The following is a 19,505-nucleotide window of genomic DNA, read 5'->3' on the forward strand; positions in this document are numbered from 1 at the left end:
CGCAGTTCAGAGCAAACATAGGGCTACCTTAGTTGCGCGGATGCTGGGGTTCTGAATTATCGTTTTTGTTACACGGTTGACTCACAGTAGTTTCAACCGACTGTGCCGGACACATCGTCGTGCCGGTGCGCAGTGACTTGCATTGCAAGTTGATGGCCATCAGCGTTGCTGGTCGTCGGTGCATATTTATGGCATACGAAGGCTGGGTATGAAGCAACTTCCAGGCCCCCAGGGCCTCTATCACCCGTCCAATGAGCACGACTCCTGCGGAGTCGCATTTGTTGTCGACATGAAGGGTCGCCGTAGTCGCGACATCGTCGAAAAGGCGATTACCGCTCTGGTGAACCTCGAGCATCGCGGTGCTGCCGGATCCGAACCCAACACGGGCGACGGCGCGGGCATTCTGCTGCAGGTTCCCGACAAGTTCTTCCGAGCTGTCGTGGACTTCTCGCTGCCCGCCGAAGGCGCGTACGCAACGGGTATCGCATTCCTGCCGCAGGGCGATGCCGAAGCTCACGAGGCCGCTGCCGCGGTCGAGAAGATCGTCGTCGAAGAGGGCCTGACGGTTCTCGGTTGGCGTGAGGTCGGAACCGACGACTCGTCGCTTGGCGCACTGGCGCGCGACGCGATGCCGACGTTCCGTCAGATCTTCATCGGTTCCGAGGGTGACAAGTTCACCGGCATGGACCTCGAGCGTCGTGCTTACGTCGTGCGTAAGCGCACCGAGCACGAACTCGGCAGCGCGGGCGCCGGTAAGGGCGGCCCGGGTAGCGAGACGGTGTACTTCCCCAGCCTCTCCGGCCAGACGTTCGTCTACAAGGGCATGCTCACCACCCCGCAGCTCAAGGGTTTCTACCTGGATCTGCAGGACGATCGTGTCGAGAGCGCTTTGGGCCTCGTCCACTCGCGTTTCTCCACCAACACGTTCCCGTCGTGGCCGCTGGCGCACCCGTTCCGTCGGGTCGCTCACAACGGTGAGATCAACACGGTCACCGGCAACGAGAATTGGATGCGCGCTCGCGAGTCCCTCATCGACAGCGACGTCTTCGGTGGCCGCGAGAACCTCGAGAAGATCTTCCCGATCTGCACCCAGGGCGCATCCGACACCGCTCGTTTCGACGAGGTGCTCGAGATGCTGCACCTCGCCGGCCGCAGCCTGCCGCACGCAGTTCTCATGATGATCCCGGAAGCCTGGGAGAAGCACGAGAGCATGGACCCCGCTCGTCGGGCGTTCTACGAATACCACTCGGCTCTCATGGAGCCTTGGGACGGACCGGCGTCGGTGTGCTTCACCGACGGCACCGTCATCGGCGCCGTGCTGGACCGCAACGGTCTGCGTCCGTCGCGTCTGTGGATCACCGAAGACGGCCTTGTCGTCATGGCGTCGGAGGTCGGCGTTCTGCCGATCGATCCGTCCACCGTGGTCAAGAAGGTCCGCCTGCAGCCCGGCCGCATGTTCCTCGTGGACACGGCTCAGGGCCGGGTCATCAGCGACGACGAACTCAAGTCCGAACTCGCTGCCGAGCACCCGTACCAGCAGTGGATCGACGAAGGTCTGATCCACATGGACGATCTGCCGGATCGCCCGTACACGTACATGTCGCACGAGCGGGTCGTTCTGCGTCAGCAGCTCTTCGGTTTCACGAGCGAAGAGGTCAACCTGCTCGTCAAGCCGATGGCTCTCTCGGGCGCCGAGGCTCTGGGCTCGATGGGTACCGACACCCCGATCGCCGTGCTCTCCGCACGTCCTCGGATGCTGTTCGACTACTTCTCGCAGCTGTTCGCTCAGGTCACCAACCCGCCGCTCGACGCTATTCGTGAAGAGGTTGTCACCAGCCTCGGCGCCACGCTCGGTCCCGAGGGCGACCTTCTTCACCCGAGCGCTGATTCCTGCAAGCAGATCGCGCTCCCGCAGCCGATCCTTCACAACGACGATCTGTCGAAGCTTGTTCACGTCAACGACGACGGCGAATTCCCCGGCTTCCGCAGTGTTGTCATCCGTGGCCTGTACCCCGTCAAGGAAGGCGGCGACGGTATCCGTCGTGCGCTCGACGGCATCAAGTACCAGGTTTCGCAGGCAATCGCGGGTGGCGCACGCCTCGTCGTGCTCTCGGATCGCGAGTCCACCGAGGATTACGCGCCGATCCCGTCGCTGCTCCTGACCTCGGCTGTGCACCACCACTTGGTTCGTGAGAAGTCGCGCACCAAGGTCGGTCTCATCGTCGAGGCCGGCGACGCCCGCGAGGTGCACCACATGGCGCTCCTCATCGGCTTCGGTGCTGCCGCGGTCAACCCGTACATGGCTTTCGAGACCATCGACGAGTTCCTGCAGAACAAGGAACTCGAGGGTCTGACCCTCGAGAAGGGCATTGCCAACTACATCAAGGCGGCCGGCAAGGGCGTCCTGAAGGTGATGTCCAAGATGGGCATCTCGACGCTCGCGTCGTACACCGGTGCTCAGCTGTTCCAGGTCATCGGCCTGTCGCAGGAGCTGACGGACGAATACTTCACCGGTCTGCAGTCGCAGCTCGGCGGTATCGGCCTCGATCAGATCGCAGCCGATGTAGCTGCACGTCACCGCATCGCGTACCTCGATCGTCCGGAAGAGCGCGCTCACCGCGAGCTCGAGGTCGGCGGCGAGTACCAGTGGCGTCGTGAGGGCGAATACCACCTGTTCAACCCGGACACGGTCTTCAAGCTCCAGCATGCAACTCGCACCGGTCAGTACGAGGTGTTCAAGGAGTACACGACCATGGTCAACGACCAGTCGGAGCGCCTTGCGGCTCTGCGTGGTCTGTTCGACTTCAACATCGGCAAGCGGCCGTCGATCTCGATCGACGAGGTCGAGCCGGCCAGCGAGATCGTCAAGCGTTTCTCGACGGGTGCGATGAGCTACGGCTCCATCTCCGCCGAGGCGCACGAGACCCTCGCCATTGCGATGAACCGTCTGGGCGCTCGTTCCAATTCCGGTGAGGGCGGCGAACATCCGTCACGCTTCACGCCGGACGAGAACGGTGACTCGCGTCGCAGTGCGATCAAGCAGGTCGCGTCGGGACGCTTCGGTGTCACCTCGCACTACCTGAGCAACTGCACCGACATCCAGATCAAGATGGCGCAGGGAGCCAAGCCCGGTGAGGGCGGCCAGCTTCCGGCTCACAAGGTGTACCCGTGGGTGGCCGAGGTTCGGCACTCCACGCCTGGCGTCGGACTCATCTCGCCGCCGCCGCACCATGACATCTACTCGATCGAGGATCTCGCTCAGCTGATCCACGACCTGAAGAATGCCAACCCGCAGGCCCGCATCCACGTGAAGCTGGTCTCCGAGGTCGGTGTCGGAACCGTCGCGGCCGGTGTCTCCAAGGCACATGCCGACGTCGTCTTGATCTCCGGTCACGACGGTGGCACCGGTGCCACCCCGCTGACCTCCGTGAAGCACGCCGGCGCACCGTGGGAGCTCGGCCTCGCCGAGACCCAGCAGACGTTGCTGCTCAACGGTCTTCGTGACCGCATCGTCGTGCAGGTCGACGGCCAGCTCAAGACGGGTCGCGACGTTGTTGTTGCTGCTCTGCTCGGCGGCGAGGAGTTCGGTTTCGCTACCGCACCGCTGGTGGTTTCGGGCTGCATCATGATGCGCGTCTGCCATCTCGACACCTGCCCCGTTGGTGTTGCGACGCAGAACCCGGTGCTGCGCAAGCGTTTCAGTGGCAAGCCGGAATTCGTCGAGAACTTCTTCATGTTCATCGCCGAAGAGGTTCGCGAGCTTCTCGCGGAACTCGGTTTCCGCACGCTGCTCGAAGCAGTCGGCCAGGTCGACATGCTGGACACCACGCGCGCTCTCGATCACTGGAAGGGAAGCAAGGCAGGCAATCTCGATCTGTCGCCGATCCTCACCCAGGTCGAGTCCGCGTTCATGGATCAGGATGTCCACTGCACCGGCACGCAGGATCACGGCCTGGACAAGGCGCTCGATCAGCAGTTGATCGTCTCCGCTCGCAATGCACTCGACAAGGGTGAGCCGGTCGCATTCGAGTCCGCGATCACCAACGTCAACCGCACGGTCGGCACCATGCTCGGCCACGAGGTCACCAAGGCGTTCGGTGGAGAGGGCTTGCCCGACAACACCATCGACATCACGTTCACCGGTTCCGCCGGTAACAGCTTCGGTGCATTCGTGCCTCGCGGTATGACCCTGCGCCTGAACGGCGACGCCAACGACTTCGTCGGCAAGGGTCTCTCGGGTGGACGCATCGTCGTACGCCCGCCGCTCAACGCAGCGGAAGGCTTTGTCGCCGAGGACAACATCATCGGTGGCAACGTGATCCTGTTCGGCGCCACCAGTGGCGAGGCGCTACTGCGTGGGATCGTCGGCGAACGCTTCGCAGTCCGTAACTCCGGCGCCACTGCCGTCGTCGAGGGTGTGGGCGATCATGGTTGCGAGTACATGACCGGCGGCAAGGTGGTCATTCTCGGTAAGACCGGACGTAACTTCGGTGCCGGTATGTCCGGTGGCGTCGCTTTCGTCTTCAATCCGGACCGTGATTTCGAAGCCAACGTCAACAGCGAACTGGTGGATATCGAGGACCTCGAGGGCGACGAGTACGTCTGGCTCAAGAGTGTCATCGAAAGGCACCGCGACGAAACAGGTTCCGAGGTTGCTGCGCGGATCCTCGCGGACTGGTCCCAGCAGGTGACCCACTTCGCCAAGGTGATGCCGCGTGACTACAAGAAGGTACTGATGGCAATCAAGGACGCCGAGATTCGCGGCGCAAACGTCGACGAGGCAATCATGGAGGCAGCTCGTGGGTGATCCAAGCGGTTTCCTGAAGCACGGTTCGCGCGAATTGCCGGTCCGTCGTCCCGTTCCACTGCGCTTGCTCGACTGGAAAGAGGTGTACGAGGAGTTCCCGAAGGAAACCCTCAAGACCCAGGCCAGCCGTTGCATGGACTGCGGAATTCCGTTCTGCCACAATGGTTGCCCTCTCGGAAACTTGATTCCCGAGTGGAACGACCTGGTGTACAAGGACCACTGGCACGACGCTATCGAGCGTCTGCATGCGACCAACAACTTCCCGGAGTTCACCGGTCGCCTGTGCCCCGCTCCCTGTGAGGCGTCCTGCGTCCTGGGCATCAACCAGGATCCGGTCACCATCAAGCAGGTCGAGGTCGAGATCATCGACAAGGCCTTCGACGAGGGATGGGTCAAGCCGGTTCGCGCCGCTCGTTCCACCAACAAGCGCGTCGCAGTTGTCGGTAGTGGTCCTGCTGGTCTGGCTGCAGCGCAGCAGCTGACCCGCGCCGGTCACGCAGTGACGGTCTTCGAGCGGGCTGACCGCATCGGTGGTCTGCTGCGCTACGGCATCCCCGAGTTCAAGATGGAGAAGCGCCACATCGACCGCCGTCTCGAGCAGATGGAAGCCGAAGGCACCGTCTTCAAGGCCAACGTCAATGTGGGCGTGGACATCACGGCTGACGAGCTGCGCGAGCAGTTCGACGCAGTGGTTCTGGCCGGCGGCGCTACCGCAGCTCGCGACCTGCCGATCCCCGGCCGCGAACTCGACGGCATCCACCAGGCTATGGAGTACCTCCCGATCGCCAACCGCGTTCAGCTCGGTGATCTCGATGCTCCGACCATCGATGCCAAGGACAAGAAGGTTGTCATCATCGGTGGCGGCGACACCGGCGCCGACTGCCTCGGTACCTCGCACCGTCAGGGCGCTGCAAGCGTCCATCAGTTCGAGATCATGCCGCGCCCGCCGGAGACTCGCGCCGAGCAGACTCCGTGGCCGACATACCCGTTGATGTACCGCGTGGCTTCGGCTCACGAGGAGGGCGGCGAGCGCCTGTTCTCCGTCAACACCGAGAAGTTTGTCGGTGAAGACGGCAAGGTCACCGCCCTCAAGGCTCACGAGGTCGAGATGAAGTCGGGTCGCTTCGAGAAGGTCGAGGGCTCGGACTTCGAGCTCGAGGCTGACCTCGTGTTCCTGGCGATGGGCTTCGTCGGACCCGAAAAGCCGGGTCTGCTCACCGATCTCGGTGTCGACTTGAACGAGCGCGGCAACGTCGCCCGCACGTCCAAGTGGAACACCAACGTCGACGGTGTCTTCGTGGCCGGCGACATGGGCCGCGGTCAGTCCTTGATCGTCTGGGCCATCGCCGAGGGACGTTCCGCAGCAGCTGCTGTGGATACCTACCTCGAAGGTGAGACGGCGCTTCCGGCTCCGATCCTCCCGACGGCGGCTCCGCAGCGCTAGTCGCACGAGATAAGACAAAACCGCACCCCACCTCGACGGTGGGGTGCGGTTTTTCGTGAAGCGGGTTTATCCGAGTGGCGACTGATCAGACAGATTGGCGTCGAACATCGATTGCCAGCTCGGTGCGGGATGCGCATCCGGTCGCAGCAAGGATTCGGCTGACGTACTTCTTGACGGTGTCCTGGGTGAGATTCAGTTGCTGGGCGATCGAGGCATTGCTGCAGCCGTCGGCGACCAATGTTGCTACCTCTCGCTGGCGCGCCGTGAGCTTTGCAAACAGGTCGAGTCCGGGCAGGGTCTGGAGGCCGCGAGTGAGTATCGAGAGCTGCCGGGCCAAGAGTCGAAGAGCCAGAAGATCTTTCGGCCTTATCGCATCTTTGTCGGGATCGAACAGCCCGATCAGTGCATGCCCGCCCGCCGCCAGATCAAGGTGCATCGCAGTGATCGAATGCATCTGGTGCGGATGAAGATATTCGTGAACGTAAACCGCCGCTGGCTTGGGTAGCCCGCCCAACTCGGAAAGTGACGCGACTCTTGTCGATTGGAGCTGCTGCCGGGCTTGCGGGAGATTGAATACGTCGTGGCGTGCCCAATGATCTTGGTAATTCGCCTTGATCGTCTCCCAGCTGCCGGAGCCGGCAGCTGTCACCGTGGCGTTCCGGTCGGTGAACTGGCTCTCGAAGGTGTCGCCTACGAAACAGGATGCGTGCCGGATCGGGAATGCTGCGGGTATCGCCTCGACTACGACGTCCCGGAACTCCGTCACCGTTCGCACCGAATCGCAGCGATCGAGGACTGCGAAAACTCGCTCGTATTCGGCAGCGGTCAACGCGATGTCACTCACTGATGTCCCCCAAAGTGCACTGGTGCTGAGCTAGAACTAATTCTAGCGTCGTATCGACTGGTTCAATCGATATTGAGGAGTATTTCCATGGGCAGGCTACGTTTCGGTGCTTTCGTAGCACCGCATCATGCGGTTGGACAGAACCCGACGCTCGCGTTGCAACGTGACCTGGAGCTGGTGGAGCATCTCGATCGTCTCGATTTCGACGAGGTGTGGATCGGTGAGCACCACAGCGCGGGCAGTGAGATTATCAGCAGCCCCGAGATCTTCATCGCCGCAGCGGCAGAACGCACCAAACGGATCAAGCTCGGCACCGGTGTGACGTCGCTGAGTTACCACAACCCGCTTTGGGTCGCGGACCGGTTGGTGCTTCTCGATCACCTCACTCGTGGCCGCGTAATGCTCGGTGTCGGTCCAGGTTCACTGCCGACCGACTCGTCAATGATCGGACTCGATCCCACGGAGTGCCGCGAACTGCTCGAGGACAACCTCGACATCGTGGTACGACTGTTGAACGGTGAGCGCGTCACCGCTAAGACCAAGACGCATAGTCTGGTCGACGCGCAACTGCAGCTTCGTCCGTACTCGCACCCGATGTTCGACATTGTGGTCGCCGGCGTGGCCTCGCCGACCGGACCCCGGTTGGCCGGTAAGCACGGTCTGGGGTTGCTCTCGATCGGTGCGACCCTCACGCCGGAAGGCTTCGACGCGCTCGGTCACCACTTCGGGATCATGGAGGAACGTGCCACCGAGTTCGGTACCGTCGTCGATCGTGACCAGTGGCGACTGGTGTGCCCCATGCACATTGCGGAGACGGAAGAGCAAGCGCAGGAAGATGTGCGGTTCGGGCTCGGGGAGTGGATCGACTACTTCGGCAAGGTCGCGGCGTTCCCGCATTTCGGCTCCGGCGGCGCCGACATGGAACAGATGATCGCGTACATGAACCACTCCGGCATGGGCGTTATCGGAACTCCGGCTCAGGCGCGGGAACTGATCGGCAAACTCGTCGAGCAGTCAGGTGGGTTCGGATCGATGCTGATCATGGGTACCGACTGGGCGAACCCCGCTGCAACTCGGCGCTCGTTCGAGTTGATCGCGCAGCAAGTGGCGCCGCACTTCCAGGGACAGTCGCAGCCCACATTCGACGCGGCAACCAGGGCGGGCAAGGTACGCGAAAGTCACAACGAGGCACAACATGCCGCGATAGCGCACATGACAAAGAAGTACGAAGACGAATTGGCGGCAAAGGCATGAGGGCGGCTGTCCTGTATGGCATCGACGACCTTCGCGTCGAGGATGTTCCGGAACCGGAACTTCGCGCGGGCTACGTGATGGTCGAGGTGGCGTTCAACGGCATCTGCGGCAGCGACCTCGGCTTGATTCACGCCTACGGAATTTCCGATCAGCCGCATCCCCTGACCGGTGCGTGTGGACCGCAGGTCCTCGGCCACGAATTCTCCGGAATCGTCTGTGAGATCGGTGTCGGTGTCGTGGACGTGGCAGTCGGTGACCGAGTAGCGGTGGCGCCCAACTATTGCTGTGGTGAATGCGCGCGATGCCGTAGCGGTCTCGAGCATCTGTGTGTGATGGCGGCCTTCCATGGGATCAACGCGCATGGCGGCGGGTTGTCCGAGCGCACTGCAGTCCCGGCGAGTGCCGTGCACGTCCTCCCGGACTCGGTGACGCTCAGGCAGGGCGCGGTGATCGAACCGTTGTCCGTCGCACTGCATGCGGTAGAGCTCTCCGGCGCGGAGGCGGGTCAGTTTGCCCTCGTCCTGGGAGCGGGGCCCATCGGTATCGCGACTGCCCTCAACCTCCGGGCCGGTGGAGTGGACCGGATTCTGCTGAGTGAGCCCTCGCCGTTACGCCAAGCTGTGGCCACGAAGATGGGGTTCGACGTGATCGATCCCGGTATCGATGATCTGGCTGCGGCCGTCGCCCAGCGAACGGACGGGAACGGCGCCGACGCGGTGTTCGAATGTGCCGGTGTCGCAGCGACAGTCGAGAGTGCACTGGCATCGGTGCGAGCGCGCGGCGCAGTCGTCCTGGTAGCGACGTACAAGGAACCGCTCCAGTTCAACCCGTATGCGCTGATGTTGACCGAGGCACGAGTGATGTCGTCGCTCTCGTGTTCGCGTAAGGAATTCGAGAGCGTCATCGACCGGATGGCGGCGGGCGCTTATCCACTCGACCACTGGGTGGAATGTGTCCCCCTTGCGGACATCGTGGTCGAAGGAGTTGAGGCGGCGTCTGCCGGTCGCCGGATGAAAGTACTGGTTGAGGTCGCCGCAGGAGGGCTCTGACCAAGTATGCTGCTCAAATATCTGTGGTGACCGCAGGGGTCTGCCTGGTCGGATGTGGGGTGTTTGATGGGCGTGAAGCGCTTTGTTGCGATGTTGTCGGTTGTTGCGGCCGCAGGTGTTGTGCAGGCCGTCGGCGCACCGACGGCGTCCGCAGCGCCCTGCCCCGAACTGTATGTCGTGGCGATTCCGGGAACGTGGGAGCCCTCCGGCGCTTCGCCCGGTGCAGGCATGCTCGCGCCGGTAACCAGTGGCCTCCCGTCGTCGGTGCGAACCGACTACGTCACGTACTCGGCTACCGCCTTCCCGTGGGAATCAAATGTCTATGCCAGGTCGAAGAAGCAGGCGGTCGACAATGCGCGCGGCATGATCGGCGCAATGGCGGCATCGTGCGGTGACACTCGATTCGCGATAGTCGGGTACAGCCAGGGCGCCGACGCGGCCGGGGACCTCGCTGCCGAGATCGGGACAGGCATCGGCGTCGTACCGCCCAATCGTGTTGCCGGAGTCGGTTTGTTGTCCGATCCGCGTCGAGCCGAGTCCGATGTGTTGGTCGGTCCCTGGGTTGGCGGAAACGGCGCCAGTGGTGCTCGCATCGGCGGATTCGGTTGGCTGTCAGCCGATACCGTCACTTTGTGTGCTGCTGGCGATCTGTACTGCTCGACGCCCGAAGACGATTTTGTCATGCGTCTGGCCGGATTCATGGCCCAGGTTTCCGATCCCACTCCGGCATCGGCTCTTGCTCTGCGCGACGAAGCCGCTGTGATCGTTCGTGACTTGATCACTGCGGGTGGACTTCCCGCACTCATGGCGCAACTTGATCCCGGCGCCAACAGCCGACGCGTCGATCAGTTGGTCGATTTCTACGGGTCACAGGTGCATACCGACTACACCCGTTATGTGGTCGACGGTTCGGGCACAACGGCTACGTCGTGGCTGCACAACTGGCTGGCTGGTAAAGCCTGAAATCAGCAGTACGTGTTTTCTGCTGTCTCCACATAGATTTCGGCGATTCGCTGTGACGACATCGGCGTGATCTGGGCATAGACGTCGGCAACTGCCTTGAACTCTGCGAGCACCTCGGATCGTGGCATGCCCTGGGCGATGGCGTTGCAGGTTCCGTCGGCATAAAGGATCTCGGCGGAGTCCATGCCGCTCGGGGGGATTCCCGCCAACCTCAGTGCCGCGAGATAACGCTGACCCCGTTCACCGGCTCCGGCAACAATCTCGTCCGGTGAGCGCGCGTCGATCGGCGCACCTGCTTCGGTAACTGCCGGCGGCAACGGTTGTGCCGGAGTCGATTCCACAGAGTCGGTCGGCGGTGACTGTACCGCAGACGTCGACGCCGCAGGAGTGGGTGGCGCCATCTCGGACGTCGCTGTTTCGGAGGTTGCCGTAGATGACGCTGCCGCAACAATGGCGGTCGGTTCCGTGGAAGCGGAACTTGTTGTCTCAGTTGCTGATTCGTTGCCGCAGGCTGCGAGGAGCAGGCCGCCGGCGGCAAGGCACGCGATCAGAAGTCTGGTGTTCATCGCTAGTGAGTGTTACACATCGTCCCGGGTAGTTTGTACGTTTTAAGGAAATTTCCTTTCACTCTTCCTTTGGACCGAAATGCCGTGTTATATATCCCTAAGTTGTTACTTGTGAGTAAGAACATTCCCCTGCGGCCCAGTCGCCCAGCAGAACACAAGCAGCGACAGTCCATTTATCGATCTCGAAAAGGGAGTCATCTGTGCGGAATTCTCACAAGAAAACAAGTATTCGCGCGACTGTAGTTGCGGGCACTGTCGGTGTCGTCCTGGCGATATCGGCTCCGATGGCGTCGGCGCAAGATCCTGTGGCCGAGTCGATTCCGGGCGCGGCCGTTTGTCCCGCAACCGCAGAATCTTGTGTATCCGTTGTAGTCAACAGTGGGACCTTCGAGAACAACGGCTTCAACCTGCCCATCGGCGACGGCGACATGATCATTGCTGCAGAAGCCGGTGCGGGGGAGGGTGTGAGCACTGTTCTCCTGCCTCGCGATGACGGTCATTTCGGTGTTTACGCCAAGCCGATGACGGTGCCGGGTGGAGTACTCGGTTTTGATCTGCCGTTCAACAATCTGTTCGGGTTGGCGGGAGTCACCGCTGAGGTGCAGGCGGTGGGCGTGCCCGTCTTCAACGACCTGATCACCAACATGGACATCAGCCTTCCGGTTCGGATGAAGATCAACAACGCCTTCCTTGGCAACAACTGCTACTTGGGATCCGAAGCGGCGCCGGTGAACTTCCATCTCACGCCCACGGCTGACTCCAGTCCGGCCTTCGAGGTAGCGCCGTCCGGCGCGTTGAAGGTCAGCCCGGTCAAGAGTGCGACAACCGATTTCGCTATTCCGTCTGCCAGTGGTTGTGGCCCGTTCGGTGTGTTGAATCCGATCGTCAATTGGCGAGCCAAGGCGCCCGCAACGTCGGGTACGTCGCTCAACACGGTGTCCACGGCATACCTGTTCCCGGGCGGTCTGGACGGATCCGATCCACTCGACGACCTCGGTGGTGGAACGGGCTCACTCGGGTCGAGTGGTAGCTCGGGTTCCTGACCATTCTTGCCGAGCTTCGCCATCGGTTGCCTCATATTTGCCCGTAGCTCAGTATTGTCAGCAGTCATTGTCGGCTGCTCACTACATACGGGAGAGATTCACCGATGAATCATGTTCGAGTTCTGTCTTGGGCGGCTGCAGGTGCCGTGGGAGTAGCGTTATTCACAGGCGCACCTGCAGTTGCCGAACCTTTGCCCCTGGCGCCATCGGTGGTAGCGGTCAATTCGATCGAGGTCGCTCGCTCGCTGCCTATCGGCACCGAGGTTACGGTGTCGGGAAGCGCGACCACGTCGTCCGGGGATTTCGAATCCAGCTTCTATGACAAGGGATTTGGTCTCCAGAACGGTAATTCGGGCATTTATATCAGTGATCCTGATAATTCGGCCGTATCTGTTGGTGACCAGGTCGAGGTCAGTGGTGTTCTCGCGGATCAGGAGGGCCTGCTTGTCATTCGTCCGAACGCGATCACGCGTCTTGGTTCCGCCCCGGCGGTACGGCCGGAGCGGTTGCCGCTCAGTGCCATCGGCGAGAGCAGTGAGGGACGGCTTGTCACGGTGTCCGGCATCGTCAGCGCGCCGGTCGTCGACGATCTGCCGTACGGACACAAGATCTTGGTGTCGGGAGCGGGAGGAAACACTGTCATCTTCGTGAACACGCAGGCGGGTCTCGACCCAGCGTCGATTCTGGTTGGTCGACCCATCACCGTGACCGGCTTCAGTGGGCAGTACGCGGACACGTATGAAGTGCTTCCCCGTTCGAAAGACGACGTCCGGCAAGGATTTACGGGAAGTCTTTCATTCGGAAGCTGACAGCCGCCTCATAAAGCTGCCTCATAAAGCATTGAGGCGGGCTCCGACGCGCATGGAACTCGGGTAGAACCGGCTGAGCCGGTACCCGAGTTTCGCTTCGGGGGTGACAGGCACAATTGCCTTGTTGGTCCGCACTGCCTTGACGATCGCGCTTGCCACTCGGTCGGGCGTGAAGTTTCGACGACGGTAGAAGTTGTCCGCTTTGGTTTGATTTCGAAGCTGTTCCGCTGCAGTGGTTCCGGAAAATTCGGTGGTCTTGACGATGTTGGTGTCGACAATTCCCGGGCAGATGGTACTGACGCCGATTCCGTGCGGAAGTAGTTCTGCGCGTAAGCAATCGGAGAGCATGAAGACTGCGGCTTTGCTGGTCGAGTATGCGGTCAACGCTTTTTGGGGTGTGTATGCCGCGGCGGACGAGAGGTTGACGATGTGTCCGCCGGAGCCGCGTTTGATCATCATCGGTGAGAAGGCGCGGCAGCCGTACACAACTCCCCAGAAGTTGATGTTCATGACTCGCTCGAACTGGGCCACAGTGGTGTCTGCGAAGGTTCCTGAGAAGCCGATACCGGCATTGTTGACCACGATGTCGGGAACTCCGTGGTGTGCTGCGACTGTTTCCGCGAATCGAGTCATGGCTTGCTCGTCGGAAACGTCTACGTGATACGCGTGGGCGCCGCCACCGAAGACGGCTTCGGCTCCGCCGGCACTCGCCGGTGAGTTGACGAGTGCGGCTGTGTCCTGGGCGCTTTCGAGGTTGACGTCGCACACAACGACGATTGCACCCTCGGCGGCAAAAGCGAGCGCGGTCTCGCGGCCGATGCCACTGCCGGCTCCGGTGACAACCACGAGGGTTCCCGTGAGGTCGCGTAGGCGTCGCTGCAGCTTTGCTCCGCGTCGCCAACTCCCGATGTCCCTGATCAGTCCCATGCGGTTCAGTCCCATGCGGTTCAGTCTCATGTGTTTCCCCCGTCGTTTTGCGCAGCTTAAGCTATTTTGCGAAACACTGTGTCTCAGGTCACAAACTGTGAGAGCTTCGCTTCACACCGCAGTTGTACGACCGACCTGGAGGTTTCGATGGGCCGCAATTCCCGATCAGGTAGTCGCCGCGCGGCGGCTGCCGCGCTGGCGATCACCGCAAGTTTGTTCCTTGCCTCATGTGCTGGAAATGACGACAACGAGGGCGGGGGCGGAGGCGAGTCGGCTGATTCCGGGTCGGCGTTGAAGATCGGAATGGTCAACGAGCAGGCCGATCCCGGCTCGCCCACCAAGGGCGGCACTCTCACGTTCAGCGGCTACTCGCCGGTGACGACGCTTGATCCGGCCAAGGCTCAAGTGAGTGGCTCCACCGGCGGCAGTGAGCTCAGTGCAATTTACGACGTGCTGATGCGATACGACCCCATCGAGCAGACGTTTGAACCGCAGCTGGCGGAGTCGCTCGAGCCGAATGCAGAAAGCACAACGTGGACGTTGAAGCTGCGGGACGGTGTGACGTTCAGCGACGGAACACCTTTCGATGCGCAGGCCGTCACGGCGAGTATCAATCGGTACATGACCAACAAGGGACCGCAGTCGGGGTTGTGGATTGCCAAGGTCGCCTCGATGGACACGCCGGATGCGACGACGGTCGTCTTCAACCTGGTTGATCCCTGGACGGGAATCGAGCCGATGCTCTCCACCGGCCCCGGCATGATCGTCGCTCCGGCTGCGCAGCAGGGTGATCAGTTCACGCCGATCGGCGCCGGCGCGTTCACGCTCGAGAAGTTTGCTCCCAACGAGGAAATGCTGCTCGCCGCTCGCGCCGATTACTACGGCGGAGCACCGAATGTCGACAAGCTCAAGATGGTCAGCATTCTCGGTGCACAGCCCACCTCCGAGGCGTTGAAGTCCGGCGGCATCGACGCCGCGTACATACGAACGTTGGGGCCGATCCTCGATCTGGTGGAGTCCGGCTACCCGGGATTCATCGACATTCCCTCGCTCGGCTACATCGCAAACGTCAACATGGCCCCTGGTCGACCCGGAGCGGATCTGCGTGTGCGCCAAGCGATGGCATACGCCGTCGATCCGGCCACTCTTGATGTCCGGGCCAATGACGGTAAGGGACTTCCGGGTCAGGTGATCTTCCAGGACACGTCTCGCTGGCACAACGATGTCGCTCCGATCGGTGTGGATCCGGCCAAGGCCAAGGAACTGCTCGATCAGGCGAAGGCGGACGGTTACGACGGCAAGATCAGCTACCTCACCATGCAGGAGCCGTCGGCGCAGGCCACGGCACTCGCTGTGCAGGCCATGCTCAACGCTGTCGGGTTCGACGTCCAGATCGAGAACGTCAACAACGTCGGTGACCTGGTCAAGCGGATGTACGCCGATCGCGATTACGACATGGCGACCGCTGCTCTCAACCTCACCGAGGCGGACCCCTCCGAACGTCTCTACACGGGTCTCAAGACCGGTGGGCGTAACAACACCACGGGCTACTCGGACGCCGAAATGGATCAGTTGCTCGACGAGTTGGGTGTTGCAATCAGTGACGACGACAAGAAGGCCGTCCTCGTGAAGATTCAGGAACGCGCCAACGAAACCCTGCCGTGGCAGGTGTGGGGCACCGGACCGGCTTTGGACGTGTGGAATCAGAATGTGCACGGACTTCAGCCGAGTATCGACGGGATCCTGCTCTTCGACGAGGTGTGGAAGAAGTAGGGGCTACGTCCCAGTGCGCCTTTCTGGTGGCCCCCGCTGCCGGAAAGGCGCACAGCCCTGGCCACACACTTTCCACTGAGTGGGACTGAGAATTAATACTTGTGCCTTAGGTCACAAACTGTGACAGCTTCGCATCACATCACAGTTGAAGGTCCGATCTGGAGGTTCGTAAATGAGTCGCAGTTCTAGGCGCGGCAGTCGAAAGGTCGCAGCAGTCGCACTGGCTGTTTCCGCCGGTTTGTTCTTGGCTTCGTGTGCCGACAGTGGAGCGGACGGCGGCAGCGGCGACGCACCCGAGTCCGGCTCAGCTCTGACGATCGGTCCCGTTAACGCGCAGACGAACGAGGGCGATCCGGTCAAGGGGGGAACGCTGACATTCAGTGGATACTCCGCGGTGACAAGTCTCGATCCCTCGAAGACGCAGATTGCCGGCTCGGTGGCCGGCTCGGAGCTCGGGGCGATCTACGACACCCTGCTTCGTTACGATCCGACGTCGCAGAAGTTCGTTCCGAAGCTCGCCAACTCGATGTCGCCGAGCTCGGATTTCAAGACCTGGACGCTCAAGCTGCGCGACGGTGTGAAGTTCAGTGACGGCACGCAGGTCGACTCTGCGGCAGTGTCGTCGAGCCTGGCTCGATACGTCACCAACAAGGGACCGCAGTCCAGCCTGTACGCGTCGAAGGTCGCGTCGGTTGACACGCCGGACGCGTCGACGGTTGTCTTCAATCTCGTCGACCCGTGGACGGGTATCGAGTCGCTGCTCGCCACCGGCCCCGGAATGATCGTTGCGCCCAGCGCGCAGCAGGGTGACCAGTTCACGCCGATCGGCGCGGGTGCGTTCACACTCGAGAAGTTCGCTCCCAACGAGGAGCTGATTCTCGACGCTCGTGAGGATTACTTCGCGGGTGCCCCGAACGTGGACAAGTTGCGCATGATCAGCATCGTCGGTTCGCAGGCAACGAGTGAGTCACTCAAGAGTGGCGGCGCAGATGCCGCGTACATGCGATCACTGCCGAACGTGCTCGACCTCATCGACACCGGCTACCCCGGCTACGTCGACATCCCGTCGCTGTCGTACCTGTCGCTGCTCAACACGGCTCCGGGTCGCCCGGGCGCCGACGTGCGCGTGCGCCAGGCACTGGCTCTGGCAACGGATCCCGTTGCACTCGACAACCGACTCAATGAAGGTAAGGGCCTACCGGGGCAGGTCATCTTCCAGGACAGCTCACGCTGGCACAACGACGAGGCTCCGATCGGTGTCGACCCGGCCAAGGCCAAGCAGCTTCTCGACGAGGCCAAGGCTGACGGTTACGACGGCAAGATCACGTACCTGACAATGCAGGAGAATTCGGCTCAGGCGATGGCTCTCGCGCTGCAGTCGATGGCAAATGCCGTTGGTTTCGATTTCCAGATCGAGTACGTCAACTCGGTTGCCGACGTCGTCAAGCGTTTGTACGTCGACCGCGACTTCGACATGTCGACCGGCTCCGCCAACCTTCCGGAAGCCGATCCGTTCGAGCGTTTGTACTCGAACCTCAAGACCGGTGGACGTAACAACGCAACAAGCTTCTCCGACGCTCAGATGGATACGCTGCTCGACGAGTTGGGTGTCGCGACGTCCGATGACGCGAAGAGAGAGGTCCTGGCCAAGATCCAGGCACGCGCCACTGAGGTTGTGCCGTGGCAGATCCTCGGCAACACGCCGTGGCTTGGCGTGTGGGCCAAGAACGTTCACGGTGTCCAGCAGAGCATCGACGGAATCATGTTCTTCGACGAGGCGTGGAAGACCAACTGACGGAACGTGAATAACTGAATACGGGCATGGCTGAAGCCGGGGATGCGCACTGCATCTCCGGCTTCGGTGTATTTCCGGTATCTAGCCCATCAGATCGTGGACGTAGCACCAGCGCCAGGACTCGCCTGGTTCATGTGACCGCATCACCGGGTGTCCGGTCTCGCGATAGTGATTGGTGGCGTGTTGGTGCGGGCTGGAGTCGCAGCATCCGACGTGGCCGCAGGTGAGGCAGATTCGCAAGTGTGACCAGTTGTCCTCGCCCAGCTCGGCGCATTCTTGGCAGACGCCGGGAGTTAAAGCGGCCGGGTCGGTTTCGGGCGTTTCAGCCAATTCTTCGCAACCGCTTGCCACCGGTTCGGGTGCCGGTGTGCGGGCGGCGACGCGCTTCAGGATTTTTTTCATCACCATCCATAGTGCACGGTGACCGCCGATCCTGCATGCTGCCAGAGTGAACGGCATATTACTGGGGGTTGTTGTAGCGGCTTTGCTGGTCGCAGCGGTTGCGCGTCGATTCGGATTGTCGTCGCCGCTGATACTGGTGGTCTTCGGTTTGATCGCGTGCCAGATACCCGGCGTACCGGATCTCGAGCTCGATCCTGATCTTGTTTTGTTCGTGGTGTTACCACCGTTGCTGTACTCGGCTGCGTTGGACAGTTCATATCTGGCATTGCGATCGAACCTGCGGCCCATCGGCTTTCTCGCGGTGGGTCTGCCGCTCGCGACGACGGCCGCAGTCGGCTTGGTCGCATATCTGATCGTGCCGGAGTTCTCGATTGCCGCGGCGTTGGTTCTCGGTGCGATTGTGGCGCCGCCGGATGCGGTGTCGGCGAGCGCAATCGGACGCAGGCTCGGCCTGCCGCGTCGGATCATGACACTCCTGGGCGGTGAGAGTCTGCTCAACGACGCCACCGCCCTGACGGCATACAAGGTTGCCTTGGCGGCTGCCGTGGGCACGGGTGCCACATTGGCGAGCGGGTTCGAGACGTTTGTGATCGCCGCTGTCGGCGGAACAGCGATCGGGCTTGCGGTGGGGTTTGTGATCTCCAAAGTGCGTGGCAAACTTCGCGATCCGGTGATGGAGAGCGCAATCGGCTTGGTGGTGCCGTTCTTCACCTACCTGGCCGCGGAAGAGATTCATGCGTCGGGCGTCATTGCCGTAGTAGTGGCCGGACTTTTCCTGGGACAGCGCTCTACCCGGGCCAGTTATGCGACACGCCTGCAGGACACGGCGGTCTGGAAGGCCGTCGACCTGATCCTCGAGTCGTTTGTGTTCTTGTTGATCGGGCTCCAATTACCCAGTGTCGTCAGCGGATTGCAGGGGTACAGCACCTCGATGGTCGTGTGGGCGTCCATTGCCGTGCTCGCGACCGTTGTGGTTGTGCGGATCGCGTGGGTCTTTCCGTTCACCTACCTGCCGCGGTGGTTGTCGCCGCGGATCCGCGCGCGGGAGCCGGACGTCTCGGTGCGATCGGTCTTTGTCGTGTCGTGGGCAGGGATGCGCGGAGTTGTGTCGCTGGCAGCGGCTTTTGCCATTCCCTTGACGGTGAACAGCGGCGCGGAGTTCCCGGGGCGTTCGCTGATCTTGTTCCTGACCTTTGTCGTCGTGGTCGGAACGTTGCTCCTGCACGGTCTTTCGTTGCCGTGGGTGATCCGCACACTCGGTGTTCAGGGGGAGGAAGCGCAGTCCGACGCGAGAGCGGAGGCGGCGGCGCAGGACAAGGCGGCGCGGGCAGCAGCAGCGCGGCTGGACGAGTTGGTTGCAGAGCAGGACGGAGGTGTGCCCGCGGTGCGGGATCGAGCCGCGGACATCCTGCGGACCTGGAACACGCACCGAGCCAATTCGGCGTGGGAGCGGCTGGGGCGTAGCGACGACGATCTGGGGGAGAGCCCGTCGGCGGCATTCCGGGCTTTGCGTCTCGAGATGATCGACGCCGAGCGGACAGTGTTCATTGCTGAACGCGATGGCGGCCGCATCGATGACGAGGTCCTACGGAAGGTACTACGTGAGCTGGATCTGGAGGAAGCGACGCTTGATCGGGACTAGTTCGGGACTAGACCGATAGGTCTCTTTGGTTTGTCGGTATGCGCAGGCCAGGGCGATTTAGATAACCGTTGAGGACCGCAACTTAACCAATTCCACTGAGCGGGACTCGTTCGAACCATTCTGTGCGTCGCATCACACACTGTTTCTTGTTCAACAAGAAGTCACAGTTTTTCCTGCCTTGGAGGCA

The 19,505-nt window shown here is 61.8% G+C and carries 14 protein-coding genes; 10 read left to right on the forward strand and 4 right to left on the reverse strand.

All coding sequences use genetic code 11. The features are described from left to right. Window positions 1-208: 208 nt before the first annotated feature. Together gltB and V2B23_RS07830 are read left to right on the forward strand one after the other, a co-directional pair. Complete coding sequence (gene gltB / locus V2B23_RS07825) at window positions 209-4,807, forward strand: glutamate synthase large subunit (RefSeq protein ID WP_430949833.1); 4,599 nt, start codon at window positions 209-211, stop codon at window positions 4,805-4,807. After that, on the forward strand, window positions 4,800-6,251 hold the full coding sequence (locus V2B23_RS07830; protein ID WP_033235343.1) for a glutamate synthase subunit beta: 1,452 nt from the start codon (window positions 4,800-4,802) through the stop codon (window positions 6,249-6,251). Before gltB ends, V2B23_RS07830 begins: the two co-directional genes overlap by 8 nt. A gap of 85 nt (window positions 6,252-6,336) precedes the next feature. Here the strand turns inward: V2B23_RS07830 and V2B23_RS07835 are convergent, their stop codons facing one another. Then, complete coding sequence (locus V2B23_RS07835) at window positions 6,337-7,095, reverse strand: response regulator transcription factor (protein WP_430949834.1); 759 nt, start codon at window positions 7,093-7,095, stop codon at window positions 6,337-6,339. An 87-nt stretch (window positions 7,096-7,182) separates the two neighbouring features. Between V2B23_RS07835 and V2B23_RS07840 the strand changes: the two genes are divergently transcribed. From V2B23_RS07840 to V2B23_RS07850, 3 genes are all read left to right on the forward strand, one after another. Then, on the forward strand, window positions 7,183-8,349 hold the full coding sequence (locus V2B23_RS07840) for an LLM class flavin-dependent oxidoreductase (RefSeq protein WP_430949835.1): 1,167 nt from the start codon (window positions 7,183-7,185) through the stop codon (window positions 8,347-8,349). Next, window positions 8,346-9,398 carry a zinc-binding dehydrogenase gene (locus tag V2B23_RS07845; protein WP_430949836.1) on the forward strand — a complete coding sequence of 351 codons (1,053 nt, stop codon included), beginning with the start codon at window positions 8,346-8,348 and terminating at the stop codon, window positions 9,396-9,398. Before V2B23_RS07840 ends, V2B23_RS07845 begins: the two co-directional genes overlap by 4 nt. 66 nt (window positions 9,399-9,464) lie before the next feature. Then, entirely contained in the window at window positions 9,465-10,361 is an 897-nt protein-coding gene (locus V2B23_RS07850; protein WP_430949837.1) for a cutinase family protein, read from the forward strand. A 2-nt stretch (window positions 10,362-10,363) separates the two neighbouring features. On the opposite strand, the gene V2B23_RS07855 is transcribed toward V2B23_RS07850, so the two are convergent. Continuing rightward, on the reverse strand, window positions 10,364-10,927 hold the full coding sequence (locus V2B23_RS07855; RefSeq protein WP_430949838.1) for a DUF732 domain-containing protein: 564 nt from the start codon (window positions 10,925-10,927) through the stop codon (window positions 10,364-10,366). A gap of 200 nt (window positions 10,928-11,127) precedes the next feature. Here V2B23_RS07855 and V2B23_RS07860 point away from each other — a divergent pair, with 200 nt between their 5' ends. Then, window positions 11,128-11,970 (forward strand): hypothetical protein, encoded by an 843-nt coding sequence (locus V2B23_RS07860; RefSeq protein WP_430949839.1) that lies wholly within the window; start codon window positions 11,128-11,130, stop codon window positions 11,968-11,970. Window positions 11,971-12,074: 104 nt separating this feature from the next. After that, the gene (locus V2B23_RS07865) at window positions 12,075-12,779 is read left to right on the forward strand and encodes a hypothetical protein (protein ID WP_430949840.1); all 705 of its coding nucleotides are present in this window, start codon (window positions 12,075-12,077) and stop codon (window positions 12,777-12,779) included. 21 nt (window positions 12,780-12,800) lie between these two features. On the opposite strand, the gene V2B23_RS07870 is transcribed toward V2B23_RS07865, so the two are convergent. Then, entirely contained in the window at window positions 12,801-13,706 is a 906-nt protein-coding gene (locus tag V2B23_RS07870; RefSeq protein ID WP_430950207.1) for an SDR family NAD(P)-dependent oxidoreductase, read from the reverse strand. Between the two features lie 147 nt (window positions 13,707-13,853). On the opposite strand from V2B23_RS07870, the gene V2B23_RS07875 reads away from it, so the two are divergent. Further along, the gene (locus V2B23_RS07875) at window positions 13,854-15,479 is read left to right on the forward strand and encodes an ABC transporter substrate-binding protein (protein ID WP_430949841.1); all 1,626 of its coding nucleotides are present in this window, start codon (window positions 13,854-13,856) and stop codon (window positions 15,477-15,479) included. 172 nt (window positions 15,480-15,651) lie between these two features. Further along, window positions 15,652-17,274, forward strand: a complete 1,623-nt coding sequence (locus tag V2B23_RS07880; RefSeq protein ID WP_430949842.1) for an ABC transporter substrate-binding protein — start codon at window positions 15,652-15,654, stop codon at window positions 17,272-17,274. A gap of 81 nt (window positions 17,275-17,355) precedes the next feature. Here the strand turns inward: V2B23_RS07880 and V2B23_RS07885 are convergent, their stop codons facing one another. Beyond that, window positions 17,356-17,676 (reverse strand): UBP-type zinc finger domain-containing protein, encoded by a 321-nt coding sequence (locus tag V2B23_RS07885; protein ID WP_430949843.1) that lies wholly within the window; start codon window positions 17,674-17,676, stop codon window positions 17,356-17,358. A gap of 46 nt (window positions 17,677-17,722) precedes the next feature. On the opposite strand from V2B23_RS07885, the gene V2B23_RS07890 reads away from it, so the two are divergent. Further along, on the forward strand, window positions 17,723-19,318 hold the full coding sequence (locus V2B23_RS07890; protein WP_430949844.1) for a Na+/H+ antiporter: 1,596 nt from the start codon (window positions 17,723-17,725) through the stop codon (window positions 19,316-19,318). Window positions 19,319-19,505 lie beyond the last annotated feature (187 nt).

The organism is Rhodococcus sp. 24CO, from assembly GCF_050586165.1.
Taxonomy (GTDB): domain Bacteria; phylum Actinomycetota; class Actinomycetes; order Mycobacteriales; family Mycobacteriaceae; genus Rhodococcus_F.

Bases quoted from the DNA above. Each gene is read 5' to 3' on its own strand.
- gltB (WP_430949833.1), top strand. From the start codon at position 209: ATGAAGCAACTTCCAGGCCCCCAGGGCCTCTATCACCCGTCCAATGAG.
- V2B23_RS07840 (WP_430949835.1), top strand. From the start codon at position 7,183: ATGGGCAGGCTACGTTTCGGTGCTTTCGTAGCACCGCATCATGCGGTT.
- V2B23_RS07845 (WP_430949836.1), top strand. From the start codon at position 8,346: ATGAGGGCGGCTGTCCTGTATGGCATCGACGACCTTCGCGTCGAGGAT.
- V2B23_RS07850 (WP_430949837.1), top strand. From the start codon at position 9,465: ATGGGCGTGAAGCGCTTTGTTGCGATGTTGTCGGTTGTTGCGGCCGCA.
- V2B23_RS07855 (WP_430949838.1), bottom strand. From the start codon at position 10,927: ATGAACACCAGACTTCTGATCGCGTGCCTTGCCGCCGGCGGCCTGCTC.
- V2B23_RS07865 (WP_430949840.1), top strand. From the start codon at position 12,075: ATGAATCATGTTCGAGTTCTGTCTTGGGCGGCTGCAGGTGCCGTGGGA.
- V2B23_RS07870 (WP_430950207.1), bottom strand. From the start codon at position 13,706: ATGGGACTGATCAGGGACATCGGGAGTTGGCGACGCGGAGCAAAGCTG.
- V2B23_RS07875 (WP_430949841.1), top strand. From the start codon at position 13,854: ATGGGCCGCAATTCCCGATCAGGTAGTCGCCGCGCGGCGGCTGCCGCG.
- V2B23_RS07880 (WP_430949842.1), top strand. From the start codon at position 15,652: ATGAGTCGCAGTTCTAGGCGCGGCAGTCGAAAGGTCGCAGCAGTCGCA.
- V2B23_RS07885 (WP_430949843.1), bottom strand. From the start codon at position 17,676: ATGAAAAAAATCCTGAAGCGCGTCGCCGCCCGCACACCGGCACCCGAA.